Genomic DNA, 26,231 nt, shown 5'->3' on the forward strand with positions numbered 1-26,231 from the left:
CCGCTCGACGTCGAGCGGCAGCAGCAGGCTCGCCTGGATCGTCTCGGCCAGCGGCTGCACGTACTTGTGCGCCTTCTCGTTGAGATAGGTCAGCGCCAGCTCGGCCCCGAAGGCGCGCAGCTTCGCCGCGCAGCCATAGGCGATGCTGTGCTCGTTGGCGACGCCGACGACGAGCCCGCGCTTGCCCTTCAGCATGTCGCCGATCCGGGTGTTCGGGTCCCACACCTTGGGAAGCGGATCGATCGGCCTGCACTCGTTCATGATCTCGTGTCCTTCATTCGGATCGCTCGGAAGCGTCGTCGTCCGGCCCCGGCGCGGCGGCAGCGCGTGCGTCCCGGTTCAAGCGCCCATGCGGCTCCAGGCCGTCGGCCCGTCGAGGATCGACATCATCGACGCGACGACGAACGGATTGGCCAGGGTCATGGCGGCGGACAGATTGCATCCTACCACCATGGCCAGGAGCGGAAACGGCACGAGGTCGCATGGCCGGAAACCAATGGCTGCCCTGCGAGGGGCGGGACGCTTGCGGGCGTCCACCGGATCGAATGTCATCTGCTGTTCCTGATTGTCGCTGTGCTGGGGCGGCAGTGATCGCTCGATCGGGTCACGACGTCCGACGGACGATCAGCCACTCGGCCACCATGGCCGGCTTCTCCCGCCCTTCGATCTCGAGCGTCACGGCGTATCTGATCAGGATCTCCGAGGGCGAGCGATCGTTCCGGGCGGCGCTGACGAAGCGCGCCCGCACCCGGCGAGAGCAACCGGCCGGCGACACGCCCGCGCTCCGCAGAGGAGGAGTCCGGGCGTGCCGCACGACGCCGGCGTGGTGCCTCACGCGGCGACGGCCCAACCGACCTCTGCCCGGCCCTTCAGGCCGAGGATTTTCCGCGCCTCGTCCGGCGTGGCGATGTCGAGAGACAGCTCCCGCGCGATGCGGGCGATGGTCTCGACCTGCTCGGCGCTGCTCTTGGCCAGCCGCCCGGGGCCCGTGTAGAGATTGTCCTCGAGCCCGACCCGGACGTTGCCGCCCATGGTCATCGCCAGAAGCGTCATCGGGAGCTGGGCCCGGCCGGCGGCGCAGCACGACCAGACGAAATTGTCGGCACCGATCACCTTGCGGGCGGTCTCCACCATGAACACCAGGTTCTCGGCCGTCGCCGCGATGCCGCCGAGGATCCCCAGCACGAACTGCAGATAGAGCGGGGCCTTCAGCACGCCGGTGTCGAGCAGATACTTGACGTTGTTGATCATGCCGACGTCGTAGATCTCCAGCTCCGGCTTGGTGCCGACCGCGTACATGGCCCGCGTGAACGCCGTGATGCTGCGGAACGTGTTGGGGAAGATCAGATCCTCGGTCGACTTCAGATAGGGGACCTCCCAGTCGAACTTCGGCGACTCGATCTTGTCGGCGAGGCGATGGATGGCGAAGTTCATCGAGCCGGCATTGAGCGAGGCGAGCTCCGGCCGCAGGATGCCGACCGGCTTCACCCGCTCCTCCGGGCTCATGCCGAGGCCACCGCCCGTGGTGACGCAGATCGCGGCGTCGCACTGCGCGTGGATGGCCGCGGCGATGTCGCGGAACACCCCGATGTCGCTCGACGGGCGGCCGTCCTTCGGGTCGCGGGCGTGGATGTGGACGACCGCGGCCCCGGCCTTCGCGGCGCCGACCGCCTGGTCGACGACCATGTCGGGAAGATAGGGAAAGTACGGCGACAGGCTGGGGACGTGGACGCCCCCGGTGATCGCCGCGGTGACGACGAGCTTGCTCAAAGCGATTGCTCCTGTTGTTCGGGGGCGGCCGTCCCGGATCCGGCCGGCACGCCCCGTCGTGATCGATCCGCCGACGCCGGCTGCTCTCAGGCCGACGTCTTCGCGGCGTGCACCTCGTGGTGGGCGCCGTCGTCCTCGCGACGGATCCGCAGCGCGACGGCGCGGGTCGAGGGACTGACGTCCGGCTCGAAATAGGCCTCGTAGGCCTCCCTCGGCGGAGCGGGCGTCAGGTAGACGCCGATCAGCGTCGCGACGAGCGACAGCCCGGCGCCGACCGCGAACGGATTGGAGAAGTCCAGGAGCTTGGCGACGACGTAGACGAGCGTCCCCACCAGGATGCCGGCATAGGCGCCCGAGCGGTTCATCCGACGCCAGAAGAGCCCCAGCCAGACCGGCCACATGAAGGCCGCACCGAACGCGCCGTAGACATAGGTGAAGCCCATGGCGAGCAGGAGCGGCGGCTTGATCGCGCTGAGGACCGACAACGCCCCCAGCACCAGCACGGTCCAGCGCAGGTGGCGCGTGGCCTTCGCGTCGTCGAGCCGGCCTTCCGGACGCAGCGCGCGCCAGATGTCGTAGTAGAGCGAGGTGCCGCAGTTCAGCAGCATCGAGTTGGCCGTCGAGATCGCGGCCGCCAGGATGGCGATCAGGGTCATGGCGCCGACGAAGGACGGGGCGTGCTCCTGCACGATCAGCGGCATGATGTAGTCGGTGGTCTTGCCGACCGGCAGGCTGGGCAGCAGCATCTTGGCGCCGAGGCCGATGACGATCAGGCAGACGAAGATCGGGATCAGCGCGACCACGGTCCACATCATCTGGAGCACGGCCGCCTTGGTGTTCTTCGGCGCCATGAAGCGGTTGATCCAGTGCGGCGCCACCGACGCCCCGAGGGCGTTCGACATGAAGATGCCCATCAGCACCGACCAGCCGAAGGTGCCCTCGGGGGTCAGCATCACGCCCGCCTCCATCGGCGTGCCCCCGACATTGATCGGCGCGGTGGTCTGCGCGAGGTTGTCGAGAATGGGGCCGATGCCTCCCGTCGCATAGAGGACGGCGCCGGTGCCGAAGACCAGGCCGATCAGGATCAGCACCGCGTTGAGCGTATCGGTCGCCGCCACCGACCAGAAGCCGCCGAGCGACGTCAGCACCAGCAGCGCCAGAAAGCCGAAGATGGCGTATTCATAGGGAATGCCGGTGATCGTGTTGAACACGATGCCGAAGCCCACGACCTGCAGATGGCAGAAGATGAAGTACCCGACGAACATCAGCACCGCCACGAGAAGCTGCAGGTTGCTGACCTTCTCGAACGGCTCGAACCGCATGCGGATGAACTCGGGGAAGGTGCGGGCCGGGATCTCGGGGCGACGCACCTTGTAGGCGAGGATCGGCATGATCGACGTGGCGAGGAACCAGCCCGCGACCCAGCCGATGATCGCCGCGGCGCCGGTGCGGTAGAGATAGCCCGGGACGCCCATCACCGACGCCACGCTGACCCAGGTGGCGACGGACGTTCCGACCCCCAGAAGCAGCCCCATGCGGTGGCCGCCCGTGGTGAAGTCCGACAGCGTCTCGACCTCCTTCAAGCTCTTGATGGTGGTCCACGCCAGGAACACCAGATAGGAGGCGAAGACGACGGTGTAGGAGATGGTCATGGTGCTCATGTCGATCTCCTATTCGTCGTAGCGAAACAGGCTGCCGGTGGCGCCCCAGCGGCGCACGCCGGAGGACTCGATCAAGCTGCAGAGATAGACCGCGACGGCGACGCAGAACGCGATGCTGGCGCCCCAGAACATCAGTGCTGTCCACATGAGTCGGACTCCCGTTCGAAACTGCGATGCGGCTCGGCGCCGGCCCCGTGTCGGGGTGCGCTCCCGGAGATCCCGGACTGCTCGGCTCGGTCTCAGCGCGCCGTGTAACCGCCGTCGACCGGCAGCAGCACTCCGGTGATCGACTTGGCGCCCTCGCTGCACAGGAACGCGACCGTGGCGCCGATCTCCGAGGGATCGATCAGCCGCCGGGTCGGATGATTCTGCGTGAAGACCCGGTCCATCGCTTCTTCCTCGGTGCATCCGAGCACCTTGGCCTGATTGGGCAGCTGGCTCTTGATCACGTCCGTCAGGACGGTGCCGGGCAGGATCGCGTTGCAGGTGATGCCGTCGGGCGCCACTTCCAGCGCGACCGCCTTGGTCAGGCCGGCGAGACCGTGCTTGGACGAGACGTAGGCCGGCTTGTGAGGCGCCGCGATCACGCCCATGACCGACGAGATGTTGACGATGCGGCCCCACTTCCGCTCGATCATCCCGGGCAGCACGGCCTTGATGAGGTGGAACGGGGCGTCGAGCATCACGGCCCGCAGGAGGTTCCACTTCTCCTCCGGGTAGTCGACGAGCGGCGCGACGAACTGCAGCCCGGCGTCGTTGACCAGGATGTCGATGTGCCCCAGCTGGCGCATGGCGTCGGCCGCCAGGCCGCGCACCGCGTCCGGCTCGCTCAGGTCGGCGCCCGAGTGGACGACCACGACGCCGTGCTCGTCGGCGATCTGGCGGCACAGGCGCTCCGGCACACCGGCCGGCGCCAGGCCTCCGATCATCAGGTTGCAGCCTTCGGCGGCCAGCGCCTTGGCGATGCCAAGACCGATTCCGCTCGTCGCGCCCGTGACGATTGCATTCCGATTTTTCAGCATTGTTTCGACCCCGGCTGGTTCAGCCCCGGGGCACTCTCCCGCCGAGGCCCGATCCGGTCAAGATCATATATCCATGATCTGTGATCACACTTATGGGCCATCCTTCCCGTGCGTGGCACGCAGACGGCCTCTCCCGGTGGTCCCCGGCGAACCGGGATGCTGAGGGACGGGTCCCGGCGGGCAGCAGCGGCGTGGGCGATACCGCGGCCGGACGGCGTCACCGGTAGTCGCCACCGGACGCGCCCGGCCGGACGGTCTCGGGCGCGACGCCGTCCCGGTTGATTGACTCTGTCAGATCAAAGACATACACCGAGCCGAGGCGAATCGGCGCGGTTCACCGACGCCCTGCAGCGCAGTTCGTTGTGAGGGTCTGCGCAATGCGGCATGCTCGCGGGCTCGAGGCTCGCCGGGCTTGGCTCGCCGGATAGTTCTTCGATGTACGACAGCCTGCCTTCGATCGACGTCTCCAGCTTGCAGGAGCGGGTGTACCAGAGCCTTCGCCAGGCCCTGCTCACCGGCCACTTCCAGCCGGGCGAGCCGATCTCCATCCGCAAGCTCGCCGACTCGCTCGGCACCAGCCCGATGCCGGTCCGCGAAGCCCTCAAGCGGCTGATGGCCGAGAAGGTGCTGGTGCAGTCGTCCAACCGCCAGATCCGCGTCACCCCGTTCGATCCGAAGCTGCACGAGGAGTTCGTCCGCATCCGGATGGAGATCGAGGGCTACGCCGCCGAGCGGGCGGCGCGTATCCACGACGCCGGCCTGGTCGACCGGCTGCGGGAGATCGACGCCGGAATGGTCGAGGCCGCCGGGCAGTCGCGCACCGCCGCGGCGCTCGCCGCCAACCAGGCCTTCCATTTCGAGATCTACCGAGCCGCCGGCTACCCGCAGCTCGTCGACATGATCGAGAACCTGTGGCTGCGCACCGGGCCGTTCCTCGGCACGATCGGCCGCACGCCGGTCAATCTCGCGACGTTCTTCGGCAACGGCCACCATTTCCACGGCCGCGCCATGGCGGCGATCGCGGCCCGCGACGGCAGGAAGGCGCGGCGCGCCATCGCCCTCGACATCCGCACCGGAACCATGTTCCTGCGCAAGGTCTACGACCCGCAGGGGACCGCCCGCGCCGTCAACGGCGGGCCGGCGACGCCCGCCGCCGGACCGGGCTCGGCCTGAGGGCCGCCGTAGAGAACGCTCTGCGACGCTCGCAATGCCAGCCGCTTCACCGGCGCGACCGCGCACCGGTCGAGTTCAGGGCCGGTCGACGACCGCTGAGCGGAGACGATTCGAGTCCGACGAACCGACCTCACACGGCGCCGGTCGCGCCGGTTCAGGCTCATCGGCGCTGAAGGGCGCGGTCGGCTTTGGTGCCGCCTCGCCGGCGGCCGGTCTCGGAACGGCCGAAGGACCGAACACGATGGAGCCTCGGTCCAACGACCGAAAGTCCATGTGAACGGTCCACCGGCAGCAGCATTCCGGACCACCAGCCGTCGTGGTCCGCGGACGCGCCCAAATGGCCGTGGGCGCGGCGAGGATGGCACGATGCTTCGTGGCACCTCAGAGGGTATTCCCACCAGACCCGGCCGAAGAGGACGGGACCGGCGATCGTTACTTGGTCGGCGCCTTCTCGGACGCCGCCTTCAGGTCGATGTAGTTGTAGCGCGGGTTGTTGAGCACGAAGGCGTGGATCGCGATCGCGACGACGAGCGCGGCGATCCAGATCACCGGCAGCCAGGTCGACGGATTGAGGACCAGCCAGATCTTGTAGTCGTCTTGCGGATTGGCCATGACGTCTCGTCCTTCTCGCTCAGAACCAGGGCTTCCAGGCCCACACGAGGATGTGGGCCAGAACGGCGATCACGACGAAGGCCGTGAACGTGGTCTTGAACTGGGCGTGAAACTCGAGCGCCTCCTCCTCGGTCAGCCCCGACAGGCTTCTGGTCGATTCAGCCATCTTCACTCTCTCCGATTTGGCCCACGGCCGACGTCGCGGCGACGGGCGGGTTTGCCGCGGCACAGCCGCGGCTTCACGCATCCGGCATGCCGGACGCGGTGCCATGTCGACACCGTCGCGCAGCCTTGGACACGACGCGGCGTTCGGCCGGACGGCCGTCGAAACTCGGTTGGTGTCCTGCTTTGCGCGACCCGGCCGATCCAGGCCGGGGTCGATAACGGATTGTCTATGATATCTGTATTGTTCTCTGGACGCCCGGGAGTGTCAACGGAATCGAACGGGAATTTCCTTTCGAAGAATTGCCCGGACTCGGAAATCAGAACCATATTCGGCGCGCCGGCGTCGAGGCGTTCCGCCGCCCCCTGTCCTGATCACGTCACATCCCGGCCGGGTCGGCTCTTGGCGTCCGTGACGGCAAAGAGACGAAGCCCATCGTCCCGGGCGGAGGGTCGAGCCGTTCTCCGGCGCGCGGCGCACCGGGACGACGGATCCGTTCCCCGCCTGCTCGTCTCAACATGATCTCCGGACGCGCCGCACTCGGCCGCGTCCCGTCGTCAGACATCGATCTGATCAGATGAGAGACGCCACTTCGAAGTCGAATGTTGCACATTTGCAACCTCCACGACGCGCGATTTTAGTAGAGTGAGTTTATCGATTAAAGGAGACACTCCGATGCGCAAGCTGCTTCTCACATCCACCGTCGTTCTCGCCGCGGTCGTTACCGCCGCTGCCGCGGACCTGCCGGCCCGATATCCGGTCAAGGCCCCGCCCGTCGTCGCGCCGGCGTTCAACTGGTCCGGCTTCTATGTCGGCGGCTTCGTCGGCGGCGCCTGGCACGACCGTGACGTCACGGTCTACGACCGCAACGGCTTCGCCGGGCCGCTTCCCTACGACACGTGGAGCTACAATCCGGATTCGAGCTTCATCGGCGGCGGCACCATCGGCTGGAACTGGCAGCCGGTCGGCTCGCCTTTCGTGTTCGGCATCGAGGGCGAGATCGGCTATCTGAGCCTGTCGGGCTCGGCCTACGATCCGCTGCTGATCACGCCGGCCCTGTCGGCCACCACCAAGATCGGCGACTGGTACGGCCTGATCGCCGGCCGGCTCGGCTACTCCTGGGATCGCGCCCTCGTCTACGTGAAGGGCGGCGTCGCCTTCGTCGACGTGGAGACCTCGATCTGGGCACCGACTGTCGGTCTCGCCGCCTCGGCGAGCGACACCAAGACCGCCTGGGCCGTGGGCGGCGGCATCGAATGGGCGTTCGACCTCAACTGGAGCATCAAGGCCGAGTATCTGTATCTCGGTCTCGACGACACCCAGACCGTCACCGGCATCGTCGCCGGCACGCCCTATGCCTTCGACTACGACCTGAACGGCATTCACACCGCCAAGGTCGGCATCAACTACCGGTTCGGCGCCGCGGCGCCGTTGGTTGCGAAGTACTGAAGTCCCAGCTCGTTCTTCGCCGGCCACGACAGGAGCCTCGTCGACCCCTCCGACGGGGCTCCTGATCGATCCGGACGGTCGTCGCCGGCCTGCCGGAGAAGGACGTGATCACATCGGACCCTAAAGCCGAGACCATCCTCTCTCGGCGGCCCGTAAGACGAAACTGCTTCCTTTTGATCGCGGCAATATTGCAACTGGCTGCACGAGGACGGCGCAGCGTGACGGCGACGGGCCGGATCGCCGTGCCCTGACGCGGGCGCCGCTGTGCCGCCTCGCAACGCGCCGATACGATCGGAGGGCGTCAGAGGGTCGAGACGAGCGCCGCCCGGTTCGACTTGCCCATCGCCATCATGTCGGCGACCGTCATCTTGTCGAGGACATCGGACATCGCGTCGCGCACTCGCCGCATGGTGAGGCGGACGACGCAGCGCCGGACGTCGTTGCAGTCCGGGCACGGCTCGTAGGCGGTCCGGCTGGCGCAGGCGATCGGCGCGAGCGGCCCGTCCAGCGTGCGGACCGCGTCGCCGATGCGGATCTTCGATGGCGGCCGGGCCAGCATGTAGCCTCCGCCCGGCCCCTTCTTCGCGAGGACGATTCCGGCGCTGCGGAGATCACCGAGAATCGCATCGAGGAACTTCTTCGGAATGTTCTCGGCGCCGGCGATCTCGATCGCCTGGGTGGTCTCACCGGGCGGCAATGCCGCGAGGTGGACCAGGGCCTTGAGGCCGTATTTTCCCTTCGCCGTGAGCATGGAGACAATCGATGCTGCGGAGTGATGATAATCGATGATTTCGATCTAATATCACGCCGCGTTCGAAAAGTCTCCACCGTCGCTCGGATGTCCACCGAGGCTCGCGCCGCCGGGCGCGGGCGATCGGTCCGCTCTCACGGGGGTTTCGGGGACGCCGCCCGGCGCCGTGTGCCGCTCAGCGGCCGACGAAGGGCGCTGGCCGTTTCTCGCGGTGATCGGCGAGCACCAGCCCGCCGCTCACCACCCAGCCCGCCACCGCTCCGACGATCGGCTTCTCCACCGCAGGTCGTGCAGGATGGCGTCGAGATCGGCGCCGACCGAGAACGCCTCGTCGCCGGCCGCGGTCAGCACCGACACGGTCGTCGTTTTCGGCGAAGCGCGTCCACTGATTGGCGGGCAGCGGAGTCGCCACGACGCGGCCGAAGACAGACGTCGGGACCGCGATGGTCGATCTCCCTTCGCCACGCTCCGAAGAAAATTACCTTCAGGTTCCGCAGCCGGAGCAACGACGCTTCTTTTTCTGCTCCGTCGTCTTGATGCCTCGTCCCGCTCCCGGCAAGTTTCGAGCAGGCCAGGGTCACGGCTGCGGCGCATTCCCCGGGCGCCGCCCGGATCGTCGCCCGGCCGGCGACGACGAGCCCATACGGATCGGGAGTTGGGGTGAGCATGAACAGCGCGACCGTCATCGACCTGTCGGCCTATCGGGCGCGGCGTCGCGCTGCGGCGACCGCAGCCGCCGCGCCCGGGACCGTGCCGGTCCCCGGCTTCGTCGGCTTCGTGCTGGTGCCGACCCCGGTGATGATGATGTGGACGCCCGTGTGGTTTCCCCGGGCTCACGCCAGCACAGGTCATGAATAGGCACATCTCGCCCGACGGCTATCGCGTGGACGGCCCGGCGGGCCAGGACGACGAGACCGGCGCGGACCTGCCCGCCATCGTCGGGCGCAACCTGCGCCGCCTGCGCACCCGGCAGGGCCATTCGCTCGACCGCCTCGCCAAGCTGTCCGGCGTCAGCCGCGCCATGCTGGGCCAGATCGAGACCGGCAAGAGCGCACCGACCATCAGCCTGCTGTGGAAGGTGGCGACGGCCCTCGGGGTGCCGTTCGCCAGCCTGCTGACGGTGGAGAAGCAGGCAGGGACCGTGGTGCTGCGCCGCGACCGCTCGAAGGTGCTCGCCTCCAGCGAGGGGCGCTTCACCTCGCGCGCGCTGTTCCCGTTCGACTCCGAGCGGCAGGTCGAGTTCTACGAGCTGCGGGTCGCGCCGTTCCACCGCGAGGACGCCCACGCTCACGCGCCCGGCACCCGCGAGAACCTGATCGTGGCGAAGGGCGCGATCGAGATTTTGGTGGGACAGCACGCTCCGGTCGAGCTGACCGAGGGGGACGCCATCCTGTTCGAGGCCGACGTTCCGCACGGCTACCGGAACTCGTCGCACGGCGAGGCGGTGCTCTACCTGGTGATGACCTACGTCGAAACGGTGGGGTGAAGGGCGCCTTTCGTCACAGGGTGGGCAACGCGCCGCGTCCCCACCCTCGACGCATCGAACGCGCCGTCACGCCTTCGCCGGCATGCAGCACATCATCATGCCGCCGCAGCCCATCATCATCGGCATGCCGTTGGCCGTCATGGTGCACATGGTCTGGCAGCACTGCATGAACATGTCCTTCATGGACGGGTCCATCGGCGCCATCTCGCAGGTCATGCCGGTCGGCGTCATGGTGCACGTCATCGTGCACATCATCATCGGCATCGGCATCTGCATCGGCATCATGCCGCCCATCATCGGGTTCATCATGCCGCTCATGGGCATCATGCCGTTCATCATCGGCATTCCCATCATCGGCATGTTCATCATGGGCATGCCCATCATCGGCATCGAGGTCGGCATCGTCGGCATGGTCATGGCGGCACTCATGGTCTGGCTCCGGTCGGGTGACGGATCGTCTCCGTCGGTCGAGAGCCAGACTAGGCCGAAGGGCCGATGCCGCAATCGCGAAGCCGGAGCGGCATGCGCTTTCCTCCAGTCGATCGGCGCTTCCGAAACGACAACGGACGGGCCGTCGATCATGACAGAGGCCCGTCCGTGATATTGGAGCCCGCAGGGCCGTTTCGCCCCCGGTGCTACTCGGCCGCCTGGGCGAAGCGGCCGACCGCCGCGAGGCCGCGCTCGATGTCGGCCAGGATGTCGTCGATGTGCTCGATGCCGACCGACAGGCGGACATACCCGTCCGAGACGCCCGTGGCGCTCTGCTCCTGCGGCGAGAGCTGCGAGTGCGTGGTCGTCGCCGGATGGATGGCGAGGCTGCGCGCGTCGCCGATATTGGCGACGTGATAGAGAAGCTCCAGCGCGTCGATGAAGCGCCGCCCCGCGTCCTTGCCGCCGGCCAGCTCGAAGCCGACCAGCCCGCCGAAGCCGCCCTTCAAGTACTTCTCCGCACGCTCGCGCGACGCGCCGGTCTGCACCGAGGGATGGATCACCTTGATCACCTCGGGCCGCCCTTTCAGATATTCGACGACGGCCTGGGCGTTCTCGGAATGTCGCGCGATGCGCAGCGGCAGCGTCTCGATGCCTTGCAGAGTCAGGAACGAATTGAACGGCGATTGCGCGGCCCCGAGGTCGCGCAGCAGCGTGACGCGGGCCTTGATGATGTAGGCGATCGGTCCGAGCGGCTTGACCGCCTCGCTCCACACCGCCCCGTGATAGCTCGGGTCCGGCGTGTTGAGGGCCGGCTGGCGCTCCGGGAAGGCCGCCCAGTCGAAATTTCCGCCGTCGACCAGCAGGCCCCCGATCGAGGTGCCGTGGCCGCCGAGATATTTGGTCGAGGAGTAGACCACCACGGCGGCGCAGTGCTCCAGCGGCTTCGACAGAATGGGTGCGGCCGTGTTGTCGACGATCAGCGGAATGCCGATCTCGCGGCCGATCGCCGCGACCTCGGCGATCGGGAACACGGTCAGCTTCGGGTTGGGCAGCGTCTCGGCGTAATAGGCGCGGGTCCGCGCGTCGGTGGCGCGTCGGAAGTTCTCCGGATCGGCCGGGTCGACGAACCGGACCTCGATGCCCTGGTCCTTCAGCGTGTTGGCGAACAGGTTCCAGGTGCCGCCGTAGAGATCCGTCGAGCTGACGACGTTGTCGCCGGCGCGGGCGAGATTCTGGAGCGCGAAGGCCGAGGCCGCCTGGCCCGACGAGAGCGCCAGCGCGGCGACGCCGCCCTCGAGCGCGGCGACGCGCTTCTCCAGCACGTCGTTGGTCGGGTTCATGATGCGGGTGTAGATGTTGCCGAGCTCCTTCAAGGCGAACAGGTTCGCCGCATGCTCGGTGTCACGAAACTGGTACGACGTGGTCTGATAGATCGGCACGGCGACGGCGCCGGTCGACGGATCGGCCCGCCAACCGGCATGCAGCGCGAGGGTCTCGGGACGAAGCGACTGGGACATTGCAATTCTCCTGGATGGACGTGTCGAGGTGGTGAGGGCTGCGGCCCGGATCAGGCGGCGCGGGGCCGGGCGGCCGCGAGCGCGCCGATCATCAGGCCGGGCCCCGCCATCGCGAGGCCCACCCACAAGAGCTCCGGCGAATAGACGCGGATGCCGAACGGGTGATCGCGGGTGCACAGCTCGGCGATCGCGCGACACAGGCCGGAGGAATCGACGAGGCACAGACCGGCCTCGCGGAGCGACAGCACGCCGGCGTCGACGACGATGCCGAACACCAATGCCCACCAGGCGACGGCGGCCAAGACGACCGCGCAGCCGAGCCCGACCAGGACGGCCGGCCATGTCCGCCACCGGCGTCGCGGCGGGGCAGCAGATGCGAAACGCCTCATGGTGACACCAGCCGCCCGGTCACCACGTCGCTCCGAGTCCCAAGAGCTCGAGCGCGCGCTGACGCAGCGCTACGAGGTCGGGATCGTTGCGGTGGCGCGGATAGGGCTTCTCCACCTCGAGCACGGCGGCGATCCGGGCCGGCCGCTCGGTCATCACGACGACGCGCTCGGCCATCAGAAGTGCCTCCTCGACGTCGTGCGTCACCAGCAGGGCCGTGAACCCGGCGTTGCGCCACAGCGACACGATCTCGCTCTGCATCGTCATGCGGGTGAGTTGATCGAGCTTGCCGAGCGGTTCATCCATGATCAGGAGCCGCGGATCGTTGACCAGCGCACGGGCGAGCGCGGCACGCTGCGCCATGCCGCCGGAGAGCTGGTGCGGATAGGCCGAGGCAAAGCGATCGAGGCCGACCAGCCGCAGCGCGGCGCCGACCCGGTCGTAATGGGTCTTCACGAGCCCCCTCGCCTCGAGGCCGAGCCGGACATTCCCCTCGACGGTGCGCCACGGATAGAGGGTCGGGTCCTGGAACACGACGACGCGCGACGGATCGGGCCCGACGATCGGCTCGCCGTCGCCGAGCAGCTCTCCGCGACGCGGCCGGTCGAGCCCGGCGACGAGGCGCAGCAGCGTGGACTTGCCGCAGCCCGACGGGCCGAGCAGCGCGACGAACGATCCGGGCGCGACGTCGAGCGAGATGTCCTGCAACACCGGCAACGTTTTGCCGTCCAGCGCGAAGGCGTGCGAGACGCCGCGGATCGACAGGTCCGTCCCGACCGCGAGCGGCGTCTCGGTCCTGGCTGCAGCCGCCGTCACCATCGCAGCATCCCCTTCTGCCAGGCGAGCAGCCGGTCGCGCACCGCGAACAGGAGCGAGATCGCCCCCGAGCACAGCAGCGCCAGCACGGCGAGCGCCGCATACATGTTGCTGTAGGCGCCCCAACCCTGCGCCCATTGCAAGTACCAGCCGAGCCCCGCCTTCACGCCCATCATCTCGGCGACGACCAGAACCGCGAAGGCACCGGCCAGCCCCATGAACAGGCCGACGAAGACGTGCGGCATCGCCGCCGGGATCGCCACCTTGCCGACGAGGAAGCGCTCCGACGCACCGAGCGTGCGGGCGATGTCGTAATAGGCGCTGTTGACCGAGGCGACGCCCGACCAGGTCAGCACCGCCACCGGCACGCCGGTGGCGAGCGCGACCAGGAAGACGCCGGCGCTGGCGCTCGACGGGAATGCGAAGAAGGCGAAGGGCAGCCAGGCGGTCGCCGGCACCGGACCGACGAAGCGCAGGATCGGATGGCCCCAATAGGAGGCGCGCGGCGACCAGCCGAGCGCGACGCCATAGGCGAAACCGACCAGAGCCCCGATGGCGAATCCCTTGACCAGCAGCAGGCCCGAATAGAACACGCACTCGGCGAGCTTGCCGCCCTCGTCGAGATAGACCTCGAGGATCGCTTGCGGCGGCATGAAGAACGGCACCGGCAGCCAGGCCAGCTTCGCGGTGACGAGCTCCCAGACCGTGGCGATCACGGCGAGGGCGATCAGCCACGGCTCCGCATGGCGGACACGCGCGCCGAAGACGCCGAGCCACGGTCCGAGAACCGCGAGCAGCGCCAGCACGGCCGCGACCGTGCTGGCGAGCGCCACGAACTCTTCGGTCCGCGGCCACTCCTGCGGCGACGGCCACCACGTCGTGATGCCGGCGAGCACCAGCCAGGCCAGCGGCGGCAGCGCCGACCTCCAGCGCAAGCCGACGCGTGGGGCGCTGTCCTCGTCGGTGAACTCGGCGAGGCCGACACCGGTGCGATCATCGACGATGGTGCTCATGGCAGTGTCCACAATTGCCCCGGCGTCATGCCCGCGCTCGTCGCGGGCATCCACGTCTTCGCGGCGGCCCCGCAAGAGAGACCGTGGATGGCCGGGACAGGCCCGGCCATGACGAGCAAGGGGCCGCCCGCCGGGGAGCGAGACGGCTCGCACGCGGTCCAGTTCACCCGAACACGTCCCCGAAGACGCGGTCGGCGTATTTCTGGCTGTCGGTCGACGCTTTCAGCACCTGCACGCGCTTGAGCTCGTCGGCGTAGAGGACGATCTCCTGCTTGAGCGCCTCGCCGACCGGCGTGTGATTGTGGGTGTGGTAGCTCACCATCGCGGTGAGATCCTCGATGCCGCTCTTCGGCTTGTAGGCGTTGAAATAGACCTCGGCGGTCGCGCGCGGGTCCTTGGCGGAGAGCGCCGCCGCCTCGAGCAGCGACGTGGTCGCGGCCCGCACCGCCGCCTTGTCGTCGCGAAAGAGCTTTCCAGGCACGCCGAGAATGCAGCAGGTGCGGTTCGCGTAGGCGCCTTCCAGGTTGGTGGCGATCTGAACGAAGCGCTCGTCCTTGAGATAGAAATGCGTGTCCGGGTCCCAGTGCGCCAGCGCCTGGGCCTCGCCCTTCTCGACCGCCAGCCCCAGCAGGTTGCCCGGAAACACGCGCCAGTCGACGTCCTTGGAGGCATCGATGCCGACGTCGGCGAGGCGCAGCGAGATGAAGCTCTTGGTCGGGCTCGACAGGTCGCTGATGGCGACCACCTTGCCCTTCAGGTCCTCCAGCCGGGTGACACCGGCCGGCTTCCAGCCGAGCAGCCGCAGGCATCCGCCATGGGTGCCGGCGACCAGCTTCACGTCGAAGCCCTGCTCCAGCGGCTTGAACCAGCGCAGCGCCATGCCGACGGCGCCCTCGGCCTTTCCGGTCGCCAGCGCCTCCAGAAGCTGCTCGGTCGAGCCGGCGAAGTTGACGGTCTCGGCCGCGAGACCGTTCTTGACGAAGATGCCCTTCTCGATCGCCAGGCCGACCGGGGCCGAGCAGACGGCGCCGGTGTTCCAGGCGATGCGGAACGGCTTGAGATTGCTCTGCGCGAGCGCGCCGCTGCGGAGCACGACAGGAGCCGCCACGGCGGCGCCGGCGGCACCGAGCAGCAGGCTGCGGCGGGACAGAGAGCCGCCAATCGACGTCATGAACTTCTCCTCGATGATGACCCGGCCACCGCGGCCGCCACGAAGCGGTCCGCACCGGGTGAAATCGGTGGGGCTGCGGTGCGCCCCGGCACGCTGACCACGCCGCCCGGATTGTCCGTGATCGCGACGGTGTGGAAGAACTCGATCTCCGGCTCGAAATCGTAGCGGGCGCGGATTCCCTCCCGCCACGGGCCCGAATAGAACCGTTCGGCCGATGCACGGTCGGCCCAGCGGTAGACCCCGCCGGCGACACCGTCCTGGCGCCAGATGAACTGCTTCTGCAGCAGGCCCGGCACGTCGCCGAAGCCAGGCGCGATGCGCTCGAAATGAGCCCGGCACTCGGACTCGCCGATATGAGGGGGCAGGCGATAGCGGACGATCGCGGTGATCACGGCCCTCACCTCCCCCTGTCGAAAGCACGCCGGACTTTAGCAATCGGGTCCGGGAAAAGGCTTTCGTTGTTCCCGCGCCGGCGAGAAGAGGGCGTTCGCACCCGCGTGCCGGACTGCGTGTTCTTGCTGCGATCCGGCATCGTCGTGGGACCCGGGCGGCGGCTCAGCTCCACACGCCGGTGCGGCGGTCGTCGACGCGCTTCGCCTTGTGGGTGGCGCGCGGCAGCGTGTCGGGCGCCAGCACGCGGACCTCGGCCGAGACGCCGTTGACGGACTTCAGTCGCCGGGAAACGCGGTGGCCCAGATCCTCGTCGGTGCCGTTGAAGCCGCGCACCCGCTCGACCTCGACCGTGATGCGGTCGAGGTGGTCGATGCGCTCGACCACCAGCCGGTACTCGCCGGTGAGATCGCGGTCCTGCCGGGCCACCGCCTCGACGTCGCTCGGGAAGAGGTTGACGCCCTTGATGATCAGCATGTCGTCGAGCCGGCCGTGCACGCCGTGCATGCGCAGCGCGGTACGGCCGCAGGCGCACGGCTCGGTGGTGACGCTGACGATGTCGCCGGTACGGAAGCGGATGAGCGGCCGCGCCGCCTTCCTGAGCGTGGTCAACACCAGCTCGCCGCGCTCGCCCTCCCGCACGGGCTCGCCGGTGTCGGGGTCGATCACCTCGACATGGATGTGGTCCTCGGCCCAGTGCAGGCCGTCCTTGGCCTCGCACTCGCCGGCGCAGGAGCCGAAGATGTCGGACAGGCCGTAATAGTCGTAGACCGAGGCGCCCCACAGCTCCTCGATGCGCGACCGCGTCTGCGGGATCGAGCCGCCCGGCTCGCCGGCGACGAAGATGCGCCTCACCGCGAGATCCTTCTGGAGATCGTACCCCTCCTGGAGCGCGGTCTCGCCCAGGTACCAGGCGTAGGACGGCGTGGTCCAGATGATGCTCGCCTGAAACTGACGCAGAATCTGGAGCAGCCGCTCGGACGGCAGCGTGCCGGCATGGATGGTCAGCGCGCCGAGCTTCTGGGCGCCGAGCACGCAGGGGCCCCCGATGAACAGCGAGAGGTTCAGCGAGTGGGCGTAGCGGTCGCTCGGCCGCATGCCGGACGACCAGAACTGCCGCGCCTCGTAATCGATCCACTCGTCGAAGTCGCGGGCCGTGAACGGAGAGGCGGTCGGCACACCGGTCGAGCCGGACGACGTGGAGATGTAGACGATGTCGCGTTCGGGCACGGCGACGAGATCGCCGAGCGGCGGCACCGCCACCTGCCGATCACGCAGAACGTGCTTGTCGGCGAACGGGAAGCGCCGCAAGTCGTCGAGCGTGTTCAGCCGGTCGGGATGCACACCGGCCGCGTCGAAGGCGGCGCGCCAGTACGGCGAGCGGCCATAGGCGTGCGTCAGATGGGACTGCAGCAAGGAGAGCTTCAGGGCCTCCCATTCGGCGCGGCTCTGGGTCTCCAGCCGGGCGTCCCAATAGAGGCGGTGATCCAACGCCTCGGGCTTGGTCATGGCAATGATCCTCGATGAAACGTCGGATCGCGCTACTGGATGCGGATCCCTGCGTCACGAACAACCTCGGCGAACCGGGAGACGTCCGTCTCCAGCCGGCGTGCGAAGGGTCGCGGCCCCTCGCCGACGATGTCGTAGCCGAGGTCGACCAGCGAGCGCGTCACGCCCTCGCTCTCCAGGGCTTTGTGAATCGCGACATGCAGCGCCTCGGCGACCTCGATCGGCGTCCCGGCCGGCGCGAGAAAGCCCTGCCAGCTCAGCAGATCGAAGTCCGGCAGCACGGTCTCGGCGAAGGTCGGCACCGCCGGCAGCGCCTTCGAGCGCACGTCGGAGGTGACGGCGAGCCCCACCAGGCTGTTGCCGCGCACCAGCGTGGTGACGGCCGGCAGGGTGATGTAGACGGCATCGACATGGCCGCCGAGCAGATCGCGGGTCGCCGGCGCGCCGCCGTTGTAGGGCACGTGGTTCACCTGCAGCCCGCCGAGCCGGCGGTTGACCAGCTCGCTGGCCAGATGGCCGATGACGCCGCTCCCCGGAATGCCGACCGTGACCTTCCCGGGATTCTCCTTCACGCGCGCGACGAACTCGTCGACCGTCTTCACGCCGAGGCCGGGATGCGTCACCAGAATCTGCGGCGCCGTGATGGCCAGCGTCACCGGCTGGAAGCTCGTGACCGGATCGAACCCGAGATTGCGGAACAGGCTCTTGTTGATCGCGAGGCTGTCGCTGGCGACCAGCAGCGTCGACCCGTCGGGTGCGGCGCGCGAGACATGGTCGGCGGCGAGATTGGTGCTGGCGCCCGGCAGGTTCTCGACCAGCACCTGGCGGCCCGAGGTCTCGGTTACGGCCTTGCCGACCGCGCGAGCCAGCACGTCGACGCTGCCGCCCGGCGCGAACGGCACGACGAGACGCAGCGGTCGGTTCGGCAGCACGGCCGGGGCTTCGGCGCGCGCCGCCCCGGCGACGAGTGCGGCGGCGGCGCCGGCGAGACCATGCCGCAGCAGCGTGCGGCGGTCGAGGCGCGTCTCGGCCGAGGACGTCTCGAACAAAGACGACACGGAGGCATGCGACAGGGTGGCGCCCGGACGGCGCGGATCGATCTGCATTTCAAAGGTCCTCGGAACGCCCACGAGACGGGCGGCGCAGCGGGGGCTGCGCATGGACCGCAAGGATCGGCGGCGAGGCGCCGCGCTTCAAGAGTTTGGGATCTTTATTCGGGCCGGTTCGGGGGAAGAACGCGACCGTCCGCGCCACCTGATCAGGAAAATCAGTCGACCGCCGCGAGGGCGGCCGCGACGGCGTCGCGTTCCGCGACGGCCAGCGGACGCTGCGGCGGAACCGGATCGCCGACGGCGTAGCCCTGCAGCGCGAGGCCGGCCTTGATGCAGGCGGCCAGGCCGTGACGTGCGAAGACTTCGTTGAGGGCCCACAGCCTGCGTTGCAGCCGCAGTGCCTCGTCCCAATGCCCTTCGCGACACAGGTCGTAGAGCGCGACGCTCTGCTTCGGCACCAGGCAGGCCGGCCCTGCCATCCAGCCGACCCCGCCGATCAGCATCACGGCGGCCGGGATGTGGGCGGAGGCCGAGAACACGTCGATGTCATCCCCGCAGCGATTGATGATGGACAGGAGCCGCCCGGTGTTGGTCGAGGCGTCCTTGATGGCGACGATGCGCGGATGCGTCGCCAGTCGCGCGATCACGTCGAGCGAGAGATCGGAGCGCTGGAAGGCCGGGTTGGTGTAGAGCACGACCGGCAGATCCACGGCATCGGCGACGGCGCGGAAATAGGCCTCGATCTGGTCGTCCTTCAGCGGAAAATACGCCTCCAGGATCGCCAGGATCCCGTCGACGCCTTCGGCCTGCCAGGCTCGCGCCTGATCGACCGCGTCGGCCGTCGCCGTGGCGGCGACGCCGGCGACGACGGGCACGCGGCCGGCCGTCGCCCGCACGGTCGCCCGGACGACCTCGGTGCGCTGGACCCGCGACAGGTAGGCGAACTCGCCCGTCGAGCCGAGCGGCGTCACACCGTGCACGCCCTGCCCGATCAGATCGTCGACGAGGCGCGCCAGCACGTCGGCATTGACACGACCCTCGGCATCGACGGGCGAGACCAGATAAGGATAGACGCCGTGGAGGCGAGACATGCGGGCTCCTGTCGGGACGGTTCGGGCAGCAGCTAGCGCGCCTGCCCGAGACTGTCGAGCGTCGGCTGAGAACGAGAACGTCGCCCTCCGATGTGCGGCATCGGGAGAAGACCCGCCCTGTTCAGGGCGCCAGAACGAAAACGGCTTCGGTTGACCGCGCCGGATCGGCGCGGGACAAATCGCGTCCCGCCGACCGACCGAGCAGGACCCGACATGCCCACCACCACTCCGGCCGAGCTGCGCCGCCACTGGCGCGAGCGCCGCGAGATTGCTCTTCTCGACCTGCGCGAGGAGGCCGATTTCGCGGCCGCGCATCCGTTCTTCGCCGTGTCGCTGCCGCTCGCCCAGATCGAGGCGCGCCTGCCCGACCTCGCGCCGCGGCGGGACGTGCCGGTGGTGATCTACGACGACGGTGAGGGGCTGACCGCGCCGGCGATGGAGCGTATCGCGGCGCTCGGCTACACGGAGGTCGCGGTGCTGGACGGCGGGCTCGCCGCGTATCGCGCGGTCGGAGAGGTGTTCCGCGACGTCAACGTGCCCAGCAAGGCGTTCGGGGAGTTGGTCGAGGCGATCTGCCACACGCCGTCGCACCCGGCCGAAGACGTGCAGCGGCTGCTCGCCCAGCATCCCGAGACCGTGGTGCTGGATGCCCGACGCTTCGAGGAATACCGCACCATGAGCATCCCGGGCGGACGCAGCCTGCCGGGCGGCGAGCTGGCGCTGCGCATCTTCGACGCGGCGCCGTCCGACGTGCCCGTCATCGTCAATTGCGCCGGCCGCACCCGCAGCATCATCGGGACGCAGACGCTGGTGAATCTCGGCGTACCCCAAAAAGTCGCGGCGCTGCGCAACGGAACCATCGGCTGGACGCTCGCCGGCCTGCCGCTCGACCACGGCCGCGCCGAGGCGGCGCGCACGCTCTCGTCCGAAGGCCATGCCCGGGCCCGCGACGCGGCAGGGCGCTGGGCCGAGCGCGTCGGCGTGCGGGTGCTGGATCGCGGCACCTATGCGGCCTGGGTGGCGGAGCGCGGCGCGCGAACGCTCCATCGGCTCGACGTCCGCTCGCCCGAAGAGCACGCGGCCGGGCATCCGGAGGGCTTCGTGTCGGCGCCGGGCGGCCAGCTCGTGCAGGCGACGGACGAATGGGTGGCGGTGCGCGGCGCCCGGCTGGCGCTGTTCGACGACGACGGTGTGCGGGCCCGCATGACCGCCTCCTGGCTCGTGCAGATGGGCTGGGATGCCGCCGTGATCGGCGACGGCGTGGTGGTGCCGGACCAGACGGGTGTGCCCGCACGCCCGCCGGTCCCCGCCCCGGCCCGCCCCTACAAGCGGCCCTACGAAGGCACCGACAACCCCCGCGCCGCCATGCAGGCCTATATCGACTGGGAGCTCGGCCTCGTCGCGCAGCTCGCCAACGACGGCGTCGCGAATTTCCGGGTGGTCCGGCCGGCGGCGGCAGGCTGATCGCCGTCAGACGACAGCCCGCACGGCGGCGAGCGCAGCGCCGGGCCGGACGGCTCTCGTCCAGCCCGCCCGCCCGGGCGCTGTCGCCGCATCTCGTGACAATCGTCGGCGTGATCGAATGCCGTCGACGACACGATCGGTCTCCGGTCGAACCGCGACCGACGTGGTCACCAGGTCGCGTCGAGGCCGAGCTCGGCGAGCACGCGGTGGCGCAGCTCGGTGAGATAAGGATCGCCACGCCGGCGCGGATAGGGACGCTCGTTGACGATCTCGGCCTTGATGCGGGCCGGCCGGTCGCTCAGCACGACGACACGCTGGGCCAGATAGAGCGCCTCCTCGACGTCGTGGGTCACCAGCAGCGCCGTGAAGCCCGACCGCTGCCACAGCGACACGAGCTCGCTCTGCATGGTGATGCGGGTGAGCGAATCGAGCTTGCCGAGTGGCTCGTCGAGAATCAGCAGGCTCGGCTCGTTGACGAGCGCACGGGCGAGCGCGGCGCGTTGCGCCATGCCGCCCGAGAGCTGATGCGGATAGGCCTTGGCGAAGGTCGACAAGCCGACCAGTCGCAGCACGTCCTCGATGCGGCCGCGCTGCTGCCTCAGGATGCCCTGCGCCTCGGGCCCGAGCGCCGCATTGCGCCACACGGTCCGCCAGGGATAGAGGGTCGGATCCTGGAACACCACGACACGCGACGGATCGGGCCCCTCGATCCGGCGGCCATCGACCCACAGCTCGCCTTCGGTCGGAAGATCGAGCCCGGCGACCAGGCGCAGCAATGTCGACTTGCCGCAGCCGCTGGGGCCGAGCAGCGCGACGAACTCGCCGGGCTCGACCGTCAGGTCGATATGCTCCAGCACCGGCAGCGGCTCGCCGTGCAGGTCGAAACGATGGCTGACGTCGACGGCCTCGAGCCGCGTCCCGGCGCCCGCGCCCGCGCCCGCGCCCGCGGCAGGGTCGCGCGGCGACGCGACGGGATGCGATTGAGCGATCACCATTTGACCAGTCCCTTCTGCCAGGAGAGCAGGCTATCGCGCACCCGGAACAGGAGCGTGATCAGGCCGGAGCAGACCAGCGCCATGATGAACAGCGCCGTGTACATGTTGGCGTAGGCGGCCCAGCCTTGCGACCATTGCAGATACCAGCCGAGGCCCGACTTCACGCCGAGCATCTCGGCGACGACCAGCACGGCGAAGGAGTTGCCGAGCCCCATGAACAGGCCGACGAAGACGTAGGGCATCGCCGCCGGGATCGCGACCTTGAAAACCAGGAACCGAGAGCTCGCGCCGAGCGTCCGCCCGACGTCGTAATAGGTGCTGTTGACGCCGGCGACGCCCGACCAGGTGAGCACCGTCACCGGAAAGCCCGTCGCCAGCGCGATCAGGAACGTGCTGGCGCTCAGGCTGGTCGGAAAGACGAAGAAGGCGAGCGGCAGCCACGCGGTCGCCGGCAGCGGGCCGATGAAGCGCAGGATCGGGTGAATCCAGTAGCCGGCCTTCACCGACCAGCCGATGGCCACGCCGGCGACGAAGCCGAGCGTCGCGCCGATCACGTAGCCGCCGGCGAGCAGCTTGCCGGAGGCGAGCACGCAGTCCAGCAGGCGCTTGTGGTCGTCGATCAGCACTTCGAAGATCGCTTGCGGCGGCGGAAAGAACGGCATCGGCAGAACGGCCGTCTTGGCGGTCGCGACCTCCCACACCGCGAAGATCAGACCGATGACCACCAGCCACGGCGCAGCGCTGCGCACCCGGCGCAGAGGCGCGAGCCACTGCGCCGCGATGGTGAGCACCGCGATGGTCGACGCACCGGCCGCGAGCAGCAAGGCGAACTCCTCGGTCCGGTCCCAGCTCACCTCGGGGACATCCGGCCAATATCGGATCGTGCCGGCGGCCGCGAGCCACGTCGCCGCGGCGAGCAGCCCGACGAGACCCGACGGAGCCGATCTGTCGACCGGAGATCGCACCGTCGGGATCGCCCCACGTGGCGGGGCGACTGCAACGTCCTCGAAAGTCGGATTCGTCATCGAACACCATCCTCGCGCTTTCAGGCGACGGCCGGTGACGACGACACATGGTGACGGCGGCACGACGTCGCGACACGACGCTCACGCTCCCGAGACGACCTCGTCGGAAGCAATGTGTTTATGCTCGCGAGCGTAACATAAGAGCGACGTTGATCTACTAGTTCAGTATTTTATTTATTGCTCCCGGAACGAGCGGCGCTTACTCTGATGGGGCACGGAACGTTGCGCCCGACGCGCCGGCCGTGGGCCGCGGAGACCAGCGCCGCCGCCGATTTCGGACGCGATACGCGTCTGCATGAATCATGACCCGAGGAACTCATCAGATGGCCGAGCATCGGCGGGGAACGCGAAATCCGGACGACCGAGATCGGGACGATCGCATCGACACACGGAGGGCCGATGGTCCGAGCCGCCGGATGCTTCTCGCCGGCTCGGGCGCGGCGCTCGGCCTCGGCGTCGCGAGCGGCGGCACGATCGGTGCCGTGCTGGCCCTCGGGCCGGCGACACCGGCGATCCCGGTCGACCTGCTCGACGGGACGATCTGCGTGACCTCGGCCCGTGTCGAGACGGTCGATCCGGAAGGGCCGCCGCGAAAGATCCGATTCGCCTACAACGGCACCGGCATCTGCACGGCCGCCGTCCCGGTCGCCCTGCATCGCGGCTATTTCTCGCGGCACAATCTGGATGTCGAGTTCGTCCAGTTCGCCGGCGGGACCGACCAGATGCTGCAGGCGCTCGCCACCGACAAGGCCGAGGCCGGCGTCAGCATGGCGCTGAACTGGCTTAAGCCGCTGGAGGGGGGCTTCGACGTCAAGCTGACCACCGGGATCCACGGCGGCTGCACGCGCCTGCTGGTCCATCGCGACGCCGGCATCACCGACATCGCCCAGCTCAAGGGAAAGACCATCGGGGTGAGCAGCCTCTCCGGCACGCCGCGGCACTACTTCGCCGTCATGCTGGCGGACCGCGGCATCAATCAGGAGACCGACGTCGAGTGGCGCGAGTTCCCGGCCGACCTGCTGCCGGTCGCGCTCCAGCGCGGGGAGATCGCGGCGCTAGCGGATTCGGACCCCGCCGTGTGGCTGGCGCGACTGCGCAGCAACGGCGAGCTGGTCGAGATCGCCTCGAACCTGTCCGGCGACTACGCCAACCTGTCGTGCTGCGTGCTCGGTGTTCGCGGCACGCTGCTGCGCGCCGATCCGGCAGCCTCCGCCGCGCTGACCGCCTCCCTGCTGGAGGCGGCCACGCACGTCGCAGCCAACCCGACCGATGCCGCCGAGATCTTCGCCCCTTACACGCCGAAGGTGCCGGTCACGGAGCTGGCGGCGATGCTGCGCAGCCACACGCACGATCATCACCCGGCCGGCGAGGCGCTGCGCAAGGAGATCGTCCGCATCGTCGCCGATCTCAAGCGCGCCTCGGTGCTCAAGGGGTCGACGGACCCTGAACGGTTCGCGACCAGGGTCGTCGCCAACGTGCTCCCGTGAGCCGGCGCCGACGATCTCGTCCCCCGACACGACCTCGACCAGCGCCTCGACAAGGAGCAAGTCTGCATGCAGTACCGTGAACTCGCCGGAGCCGCGCTGGCCATGCACGCGCCGGCCGCGCCGGTGATCGGACTCGACATCGGCTCGCGCGGCTCGAAAGGTGTCCTGCTGACGCCGACGGCGTTCGAGACGGCGTTCGTCGCCACCGGCCTCTACATGCAGGAAACCGCCGACGCGCTGGTGGAGACGCTGCTCCGCCGGGCCGGCCTGGACCGCCGCGACATCGCGTTCCTGGTCGGCACCGGCTACGGCCGCATCTCGCTCGCCTACGCGGACATTCCGTATCAGGTGGTGACCGAGATCACCTGCCACGCGCTCGGCGCGCATGTGATCAACCCCCGCACCCGCACCATCATCGATATCGGCGGCCAGGACTCCAAGGCGATCCGGATCGATCCGGCCACCGGCAAGGTGCTGGAGTTCGTCATGAACGACAAATGCGCCGCCGGCACCGGACGGTTCCTGGAGAAGGCCGCCGTGCTGCTCGGGCTCGGACTCGACGAGCTCGGCCCGGTCGCGCTCGCGGCCGACGCACCGGCGCCGATCTCCAGCCAGTGCGTGGTGTTCGCCGAATCCGAGGTGATCTCGCTGCGGGCGCGCGGCGAGCGGCACGGCGACGGCGCAGCGCGCGCCAACATCGCGGCCGGCATCCACTACGCCTCGGCCCGCCGGGTCAAGACGCTGCTCGGCCGCATCGGCACCGAGCCCGACCTCGTCTTCACGGGCGGCGTCGCCAACAATGTCGGCATGCGCGCGGCCTTGGAGGATCTGCTCGGCGCGACCTTCGCACCGACCTCGATCGACATGATCTACGCCGGCGCGCTCGGGGCGGCCGTACATGCCGGCCGCTTTGCCGCACGCGGCGTGGCGACGGCGCCGTCGGCAACGGCCGCGACGGCATCGGCGCCCGCGCCGGTCGACAGCGCGGCGAGCCACCGACCCGCAGCGACGGCGGCCCCGTCGCGGGTCGGGTCGAAGATCCTCCACCGCGCCAACGGCGACGCACGTCTCGCCGGAGCGCAGGACCGGACCGGGGAGCAAAGCCATGCTTGAGACGACGACGTTTCACGACGATGGGCACGGGCGCGACGGGACCGGCGGGCTGCATCCCGCGATCCGCCCGATCCGGGCCCTGATCGAGGCCGAGCAGGCGGCCTTCGTGGCGCGCGCCGACGACCTGCCGCGTGCCGGCTATTTCTGCGCCTACACGCCGCCGGAGCTTCTCGCCGCAGCCGGGGTGCGCCACGCGCGCCTGTTTAAGGCCGGTGACGCCGACACCGTTTCGCGCGGCGAGCGGTTCACCCAGAGCGTCTTCTGCGACTTCAGCAAGGGTTGCATCGGATCGTTCGACCCGCAGGACGGCGACCCGCTCTACCGCGCCGTCGACCGCGTCTACAACTTCCACACCTGCGCCTCGATGAAGCGCGCCTCCGAGGTGATCGAGCAGTTCGTTCCGGTGAAGCTCCTCAACCTGCCGCGCCTGCGCGGCGAAGAGGCGTCACGCGCCTATTTCCGCGAGGAGATCGTGCATTTCCGCGACGACCTCGCCGGCCTCGTCGGCCGTCCCGTCACGGACGACGAGGTGAGCGCGCAGATCGTGCTCCACAACAAGGCCCGGCGCTTGCTGAAGCAGCTTTCGGAGCTGCGAAAGCGACCGAGCCCGCCGCTGTCCGGTCGTGACTATCTCGAGCTGGTCCGCGGCTATTACTATCTCCCGGCCGAGACGCTGATCGAG

Annotated in this window: 30 protein-coding genes and 1 pseudogene; 9 read left to right on the forward strand and 22 right to left on the reverse strand. The window is 68.9% G+C overall.

The genetic code is table 11. The features are described 5' to 3' along the window. The 7 genes from CH341_RS11840 to CH341_RS11855 all read right to left on the reverse strand — a co-directional run. On the reverse strand, nt 1–195 hold a 195-nt coding region (locus tag CH341_RS11840), incomplete at its 3' end, for an SDR family oxidoreductase (RefSeq protein ID WP_245431010.1). A 144-nt stretch (nt 196–339) separates the two neighbouring features. Continuing rightward, nucleotides 340–552, reverse strand: coding sequence for a hypothetical protein (locus tag CH341_RS33650; protein ID WP_146604445.1), 213 nt, complete (start codon nt 550–552; stop codon nt 340–342). 52 nt (nt 553–604) lie between these two features. Next, nucleotides 605–775, reverse strand: coding sequence for a hotdog family protein (locus CH341_RS34165; protein WP_170149584.1), 171 nt, complete (start codon nt 773–775; stop codon nt 605–607). Nucleotides 776–831: 56 nt separating this feature from the next. Continuing rightward, nucleotides 832–1,770, reverse strand: coding sequence for a beta-keto acid cleavage family enzyme (locus CH341_RS11845; protein ID WP_111419238.1), 939 nt, complete (start codon nt 1,768–1,770; stop codon nt 832–834). Nucleotides 1,771–1,856: 86 nt separating this feature from the next. Next, nucleotides 1,857–3,431: a sodium:solute symporter family protein gene (locus CH341_RS11850; RefSeq protein ID WP_210208265.1), complete on the reverse strand. Its 1,575-nt coding sequence runs from the start codon at nt 3,429–3,431 to the stop codon at nt 1,857–1,859. Between the two features lie 9 nt (nt 3,432–3,440). Further along, a complete protein-coding gene (locus CH341_RS34170; RefSeq protein ID WP_170149585.1) occupies nt 3,441–3,578 on the reverse strand; it encodes a hypothetical protein in 138 nt (45 codons plus the stop codon). Between the two features lie 92 nt (nt 3,579–3,670). Continuing rightward, on the reverse strand, nt 3,671–4,453 hold the full coding sequence (locus CH341_RS11855) for a 3-hydroxybutyrate dehydrogenase (protein ID WP_210208266.1): 783 nt from the start codon (nt 4,451–4,453) through the stop codon (nt 3,671–3,673). Between the two features lie 435 nt (nt 4,454–4,888). Here CH341_RS11855 and CH341_RS11860 point away from each other — a divergent pair, with 435 nt between their 5' ends. Next, nucleotides 4,889–5,626, forward strand: a complete 738-nt coding sequence (locus CH341_RS11860; RefSeq protein WP_170149586.1) for a GntR family transcriptional regulator — start codon at nt 4,889–4,891, stop codon at nt 5,624–5,626. 432 nt (nt 5,627–6,058) lie between these two features. On the opposite strand, the gene pufA is transcribed toward CH341_RS11860, so the two are convergent. Both pufA and pufB read right to left on the reverse strand, forming a co-directional pair. Next, on the reverse strand, nt 6,059–6,238 hold the full coding sequence (gene pufA, locus CH341_RS11865; protein ID WP_111419240.1) for a light-harvesting antenna LH1, alpha subunit: 180 nt from the start codon (nt 6,236–6,238) through the stop codon (nt 6,059–6,061). Between the two features lie 25 nt (nt 6,239–6,263). Then, a pseudogene (gene pufB / locus CH341_RS11870) lies at nt 6,264–6,404 on the reverse strand (light-harvesting antenna LH1, beta subunit); the annotation flags it as partial. 672 nt (nt 6,405–7,076) lie between these two features. Between pufB and CH341_RS11875 the strand changes: the two are divergent. Continuing rightward, nucleotides 7,077–7,850 (forward strand): outer membrane protein, encoded by a 774-nt coding sequence (locus CH341_RS11875; protein WP_111419242.1) that lies wholly within the window; start codon nt 7,077–7,079, stop codon nt 7,848–7,850. A gap of 301 nt (nt 7,851–8,151) precedes the next feature. Here CH341_RS11875 and CH341_RS11880 read toward each other — a convergent pair whose 3' ends face one another. Then, entirely contained in the window at nt 8,152–8,601 is a 450-nt protein-coding gene (locus CH341_RS11880; protein WP_111419243.1) for an RrF2 family transcriptional regulator, read from the reverse strand. A gap of 666 nt (nt 8,602–9,267) precedes the next feature. Here CH341_RS11880 and CH341_RS11885 point away from each other — a divergent pair. After that, a complete protein-coding gene (locus CH341_RS11885) occupies nt 9,268–9,459 on the forward strand; it encodes a hypothetical protein (RefSeq protein WP_111419244.1) in 192 nt (63 codons plus the stop codon). Beyond that, nucleotides 9,452–10,087 (forward strand): helix-turn-helix domain-containing protein, encoded by a 636-nt coding sequence (locus CH341_RS11890; protein ID WP_111419245.1) that lies wholly within the window; start codon nt 9,452–9,454, stop codon nt 10,085–10,087. The genes CH341_RS11885 and CH341_RS11890 overlap by 8 nt, the downstream gene beginning before the upstream one ends. Before the next feature lie 66 nt (nt 10,088–10,153). Here the strand turns inward: CH341_RS11890 and CH341_RS35825 are convergent, their stop codons facing one another. Beyond that, nucleotides 10,154–10,330 carry a hypothetical protein gene (locus CH341_RS35825; protein ID WP_245431007.1) on the reverse strand — a complete coding sequence of 59 codons (177 nt, stop codon included), beginning with the start codon at nt 10,328–10,330 and terminating at the stop codon, nt 10,154–10,156. On the opposite strand from CH341_RS35825, the gene CH341_RS35830 reads away from it, so the two are divergent. Next, on the forward strand, nt 10,317–10,688 hold the full coding sequence (locus CH341_RS35830) for a hypothetical protein (protein WP_245431008.1): 372 nt from the start codon (nt 10,317–10,319) through the stop codon (nt 10,686–10,688). The two genes, CH341_RS35825 and CH341_RS35830, sit on opposite strands and share 14 nt — an antisense overlap. Before the next feature lie 34 nt (nt 10,689–10,722). On the opposite strand, the gene CH341_RS11900 is transcribed toward CH341_RS35830, so the two are convergent. The 9 genes from CH341_RS11900 to CH341_RS11940 all read right to left on the reverse strand — a co-directional run bounded on the left by CH341_RS11900 (nt 10,723) and on the right by CH341_RS11940 (nt 19,465). Then, complete coding sequence (locus CH341_RS11900) at nt 10,723–12,036, reverse strand: O-acetylhomoserine aminocarboxypropyltransferase/cysteine synthase family protein (RefSeq protein WP_111419246.1); 1,314 nt, start codon at nt 12,034–12,036, stop codon at nt 10,723–10,725. 50 nt (nt 12,037–12,086) lie between these two features. Beyond that, nucleotides 12,087–12,425 carry a hypothetical protein gene (locus CH341_RS11905; RefSeq protein WP_146604446.1) on the reverse strand — a complete coding sequence of 113 codons (339 nt, stop codon included), beginning with the start codon at nt 12,423–12,425 and terminating at the stop codon, nt 12,087–12,089. A 19-nt stretch (nt 12,426–12,444) separates the two neighbouring features. Then, nucleotides 12,445–13,242 carry an ABC transporter ATP-binding protein gene (locus tag CH341_RS11910; RefSeq protein ID WP_111419248.1) on the reverse strand — a complete coding sequence of 266 codons (798 nt, stop codon included), beginning with the start codon at nt 13,240–13,242 and terminating at the stop codon, nt 12,445–12,447. Beyond that, complete coding sequence (locus CH341_RS11915; protein WP_111419249.1) at nt 13,236–14,252, reverse strand: ABC transporter permease; 1,017 nt, start codon at nt 14,250–14,252, stop codon at nt 13,236–13,238. Before CH341_RS11915 ends, CH341_RS11910 begins: the two co-directional genes overlap by 7 nt. A gap of 163 nt (nt 14,253–14,415) precedes the next feature. Continuing rightward, nucleotides 14,416–15,423 (reverse strand): ABC transporter substrate-binding protein, encoded by a 1,008-nt coding sequence (locus tag CH341_RS11920; RefSeq protein ID WP_111419250.1) that lies wholly within the window; start codon nt 15,421–15,423, stop codon nt 14,416–14,418. Next, nucleotides 15,420–15,815, reverse strand: coding sequence for a hypothetical protein (locus CH341_RS11925; RefSeq protein WP_210208267.1), 396 nt, complete (start codon nt 15,813–15,815; stop codon nt 15,420–15,422). Before CH341_RS11925 ends, CH341_RS11920 begins: the two co-directional genes overlap by 4 nt. A 163-nt stretch (nt 15,816–15,978) precedes the next feature. Then, on the reverse strand, nt 15,979–17,322 hold the full coding sequence (locus CH341_RS11930) for a phenylacetate--CoA ligase family protein (protein ID WP_111419251.1): 1,344 nt from the start codon (nt 17,320–17,322) through the stop codon (nt 15,979–15,981). A 32-nt stretch (nt 17,323–17,354) separates the two neighbouring features. Beyond that, the gene (locus tag CH341_RS11935) at nt 17,355–18,428 is read right to left on the reverse strand and encodes a tripartite tricarboxylate transporter substrate binding protein (RefSeq protein ID WP_170149587.1); all 1,074 of its coding nucleotides are present in this window, start codon (nt 18,426–18,428) and stop codon (nt 17,355–17,357) included. 161 nt (nt 18,429–18,589) lie between these two features. Then, nucleotides 18,590–19,465: a dihydrodipicolinate synthase family protein gene (locus CH341_RS11940; protein WP_111419253.1), complete on the reverse strand. Its 876-nt coding sequence runs from the start codon at nt 19,463–19,465 to the stop codon at nt 18,590–18,592. Nucleotides 19,466–19,678: 213 nt separating this feature from the next. Between CH341_RS11940 and CH341_RS11945 the strand changes: the two genes are divergently transcribed. Continuing rightward, entirely contained in the window at nt 19,679–20,929 is a 1,251-nt protein-coding gene (locus CH341_RS11945) for a rhodanese-like domain-containing protein (protein WP_111419254.1), read from the forward strand. 167 nt (nt 20,930–21,096) lie between these two features. Here CH341_RS11945 and CH341_RS11950 read toward each other — a convergent pair whose 3' ends face one another. Both CH341_RS11950 and CH341_RS11955 read right to left on the reverse strand, forming a co-directional pair. After that, nucleotides 21,097–21,924 carry an ABC transporter ATP-binding protein gene (locus CH341_RS11950; protein ID WP_111419255.1) on the reverse strand — a complete coding sequence of 276 codons (828 nt, stop codon included), beginning with the start codon at nt 21,922–21,924 and terminating at the stop codon, nt 21,097–21,099. Then, nucleotides 21,918–22,949: an ABC transporter permease gene (locus CH341_RS11955; protein WP_111419256.1), complete on the reverse strand. Its 1,032-nt coding sequence runs from the start codon at nt 22,947–22,949 to the stop codon at nt 21,918–21,920. The genes CH341_RS11950 and CH341_RS11955 overlap by 7 nt, the downstream gene beginning before the upstream one ends. Before the next feature lie 416 nt (nt 22,950–23,365). Here CH341_RS11955 and CH341_RS11960 point away from each other — a divergent pair, with 416 nt between their 5' ends. The 3 genes from CH341_RS11960 to CH341_RS11970 all read left to right on the forward strand — a co-directional run. After that, on the forward strand, nt 23,366–24,436 hold the full coding sequence (locus CH341_RS11960; protein ID WP_245431009.1) for an ABC transporter substrate-binding protein: 1,071 nt from the start codon (nt 23,366–23,368) through the stop codon (nt 24,434–24,436). Between the two features lie 66 nt (nt 24,437–24,502). Beyond that, a complete protein-coding gene (locus CH341_RS11965) occupies nt 24,503–25,549 on the forward strand; it encodes an acyl-CoA dehydratase activase (RefSeq protein ID WP_111419258.1) in 1,047 nt (348 codons plus the stop codon). Next, on the forward strand, nt 25,542–26,231 hold a 690-nt coding region (locus CH341_RS11970), incomplete at its 3' end, for a 2-hydroxyacyl-CoA dehydratase family protein (RefSeq protein ID WP_146604447.1). The genes CH341_RS11965 and CH341_RS11970, both read left to right, overlap by 8 nt.

It is taken from the genome of Rhodoplanes roseus, from assembly GCF_003258865.1.
Classification (GTDB): Bacteria; Pseudomonadota; Alphaproteobacteria; order Rhizobiales; family Xanthobacteraceae; genus Rhodoplanes; species Rhodoplanes roseus.

Coding starts and splice junctions, on each gene's coding strand:
- CH341_RS33650 (WP_146604445.1), bottom strand. CDS start 552: ATGACATTCGATCCGGTGGACGCCCGCAAGCGTCCCGCCCCTCGCAGG.
- CH341_RS11850 (WP_210208265.1), bottom strand. CDS start 3,431: ATGAGCACCATGACCATCTCCTACACCGTCGTCTTCGCCTCCTATCTG.
- CH341_RS34170 (WP_170149585.1), bottom strand. CDS start 3,578: ATGTGGACAGCACTGATGTTCTGGGGCGCCAGCATCGCGTTCTGCGTC.
- CH341_RS11855 (WP_210208266.1), bottom strand. CDS start 4,453: ATGCTGAAAAATCGGAATGCAATCGTCACGGGCGCGACGAGCGGAATC.
- CH341_RS11860 (WP_170149586.1), top strand. CDS start 4,889: ATGTACGACAGCCTGCCTTCGATCGACGTCTCCAGCTTGCAGGAGCGG.
- pufA (WP_111419240.1), bottom strand. CDS start 6,238: ATGGCCAATCCGCAAGACGACTACAAGATCTGGCTGGTCCTCAATCCG.
- CH341_RS11875 (WP_111419242.1), top strand. CDS start 7,077: ATGCGCAAGCTGCTTCTCACATCCACCGTCGTTCTCGCCGCGGTCGTT.
- CH341_RS11880 (WP_111419243.1), bottom strand. CDS start 8,601: ATGCTCACGGCGAAGGGAAAATACGGCCTCAAGGCCCTGGTCCACCTC.
- CH341_RS11885 (WP_111419244.1), top strand. CDS start 9,268: ATGAACAGCGCGACCGTCATCGACCTGTCGGCCTATCGGGCGCGGCGT.
- CH341_RS11890 (WP_111419245.1), top strand. CDS start 9,452: ATGAATAGGCACATCTCGCCCGACGGCTATCGCGTGGACGGCCCGGCG.
- CH341_RS35830 (WP_245431008.1), top strand. CDS start 10,317: ATGGTGCACGTCATCGTGCACATCATCATCGGCATCGGCATCTGCATC.
- CH341_RS35825 (WP_245431007.1), bottom strand. CDS start 10,330: ATGACGTGCACCATGACGCCGACCGGCATGACCTGCGAGATGGCGCCG.
- CH341_RS11900 (WP_111419246.1), bottom strand. CDS start 12,036: ATGTCCCAGTCGCTTCGTCCCGAGACCCTCGCGCTGCATGCCGGTTGG.
- CH341_RS11905 (WP_146604446.1), bottom strand. CDS start 12,425: ATGAGGCGTTTCGCATCTGCTGCCCCGCCGCGACGCCGGTGGCGGACA.
- CH341_RS11910 (WP_111419248.1), bottom strand. CDS start 13,242: ATGGTGACGGCGGCTGCAGCCAGGACCGAGACGCCGCTCGCGGTCGGG.
- CH341_RS11915 (WP_111419249.1), bottom strand. CDS start 14,252: ATGAGCACCATCGTCGATGATCGCACCGGTGTCGGCCTCGCCGAGTTC.
- CH341_RS11920 (WP_111419250.1), bottom strand. CDS start 15,423: ATGACGTCGATTGGCGGCTCTCTGTCCCGCCGCAGCCTGCTGCTCGGT.
- CH341_RS11930 (WP_111419251.1), bottom strand. CDS start 17,322: ATGACCAAGCCCGAGGCGTTGGATCACCGCCTCTATTGGGACGCCCGG.
- CH341_RS11935 (WP_170149587.1), bottom strand. CDS start 18,428: ATGCAGATCGATCCGCGCCGTCCGGGCGCCACCCTGTCGCATGCCTCC.
- CH341_RS11940 (WP_111419253.1), bottom strand. CDS start 19,465: ATGTCTCGCCTCCACGGCGTCTATCCTTATCTGGTCTCGCCCGTCGAT.
- CH341_RS11945 (WP_111419254.1), top strand. CDS start 19,679: ATGCCCACCACCACTCCGGCCGAGCTGCGCCGCCACTGGCGCGAGCGC.
- CH341_RS11950 (WP_111419255.1), bottom strand. CDS start 21,924: ATGGTGATCGCTCAATCGCATCCCGTCGCGTCGCCGCGCGACCCTGCC.
- CH341_RS11955 (WP_111419256.1), bottom strand. CDS start 22,949: ATGACGAATCCGACTTTCGAGGACGTTGCAGTCGCCCCGCCACGTGGG.
- CH341_RS11960 (WP_245431009.1), top strand. CDS start 23,366: ATGCTTCTCGCCGGCTCGGGCGCGGCGCTCGGCCTCGGCGTCGCGAGC.
- CH341_RS11965 (WP_111419258.1), top strand. CDS start 24,503: ATGCAGTACCGTGAACTCGCCGGAGCCGCGCTGGCCATGCACGCGCCG.